The organism is Streptomyces sp. NPDC055103, from assembly GCF_053607625.1.
Genome location: NZ_JBSGTX010000169.1, coordinates 1 through 1,670, shown reverse-complemented (window position 1 = coordinate 1,670; position 1,670 = coordinate 1). Strand labels below are relative to the sequence as shown.

General features: G+C 38.1%; 1 protein-coding gene. It reads left to right on the top strand.

Features of this window, described 5'->3' with window-relative positions; genetic code table 11:
- The first annotated feature begins 264 nt into the window (after positions 1-264).
- Complete coding sequence (locus ACWFR1_RS40280; protein WP_453561069.1) at positions 265-1,512, top strand: IS256-like element ISBsu2 family transposase; 1,248 nt, start codon at positions 265-267, stop codon at positions 1,510-1,512.
- Positions 1,513-1,670: the final 158 nt, after the last annotated feature.

Sequence of the window (1,670 nt, the reverse complement as noted above, 5' to 3'; positions counted from 1 at the left end):
GTCCTAACTAGAGACTTAGTGATTTTGAAAATTACCATCTGGTAAATTCCTAAATATAGGTATAATTTTTATAAATTTGGAAAATGAAAGTGGTAAATGCAATAAGAAGTAAATAAGAGAAAACATTAATTTATATTGGGAGGAAATCGTCTTAAAATTAGTCGTTAAGGGAGTGTAATATTAACTGTGTAAGTAAGGAATGCGTACGGTTCCTTACTCACACAGTTTTTTATTTGATAGAATAATAAGTATAAAGCTAAAGGAGTGGTTTCAGTGGGGAAATTGAAAAGAGATCCGAACTCCGTAGAATTAGCTAACAAGATTATCGAACAGTATCAGCCTAAATCAGTAGAAGATATGCAAGAAGCATTAAAAGACATATTTGGTCCCATGTTTGAGTCAATGCTAAAAGGTGAAATGAATCACCATTTGGGCTATGAATCCAATGACAAGGGAGAAAAAGAAACAAGAAATAGAAGAAATGGATATGGCAAAAAGATCGTGAAAACAACGGCAGGAGAAGTTGAAATTGCAGTCCCCCGTGATCGTGATGGTTCATTTGAACCGCAGTTGATTCCAAAGCGTAAAAGAGATGTATCCTCTATAGAGGATAAGGTCATTTCGATGTATGCCAGAGGAATGTCACAACGAGACATTTCTTCCACGATAGAAGACATCTATGGCTTTTCTGTATCTCATGAAATGGTATCCGACATTACGGATACTGTACTTCCTAATTTAGAAGAGTGGCAAAATCGTCCCTTAAGTAACTGTTACCCTTTTGTGTTTGTCGATTGTCTTTACACAACCATTCGTAATGACTATGAAACGAAGAAGTATGCCGTTTACACAATACTAGGATATACCATAGAAGGTAAAAAGGACATTCTAGGTTTGTGGTTGAATGAAACGGAAAGTAAACATAAATGGATGCAAATTTTTGATGAAATCAAATCTCGTGGTGTAGAAGATATCTTCTTTCTCTCAATGGATGGCGTTAGTGGTCTGGAAGAAGGAGCACGTGCGATTTTTCCTGATGTGACCGTACAGAGATGTATTGTTCATTTAATTCGAAATTCGATTAAGTATATACCAAGTAAAGACTACAAGCCTTTTACTGCTGCCTTAAAGAAAGTGTATGGAGCTCCAAGCCTTAAGGCTTGTCACAGTGCATTTGAATCTTTTGAAAAGCAGTGGTCTACGTACCCTGGAGCTGTAGACGTATGGAAACGAAACTTTTCTCATGTGGAACAACTTTTCGATTATGGTGGTAATATTCGTAAAATCATGTACACTACAAATGCCGTTGAAAGTATCCACTCTAGCTTTCTAAAAGTCACGAAAAAAGGAGCATTCCCCCATGAGAATGCCCTATTAAAAATATTGTTTTTACGAACAAAAGAATTAGAAAAGAAATGGGATGGTGGACGCATCCAGCAATGGGCTATGGTCATGAATCAACTATTAGTTCATGACCACCTAAAGGAACGTGTGAAGAAATATCTAGAATAACTTACACACTTTTCTTGACAAGCCCAATGCGTTTATGACTAAAACCGTCAATAGTTTTTCCGTCCGATCCCTTCGTCATGTTACCTGGCTTAGCAGCAGATGCCCGAGCTCGTCGAGCACCAGGACGACGAGGACCTCGGCCCGGTGAGCGCCGCCCT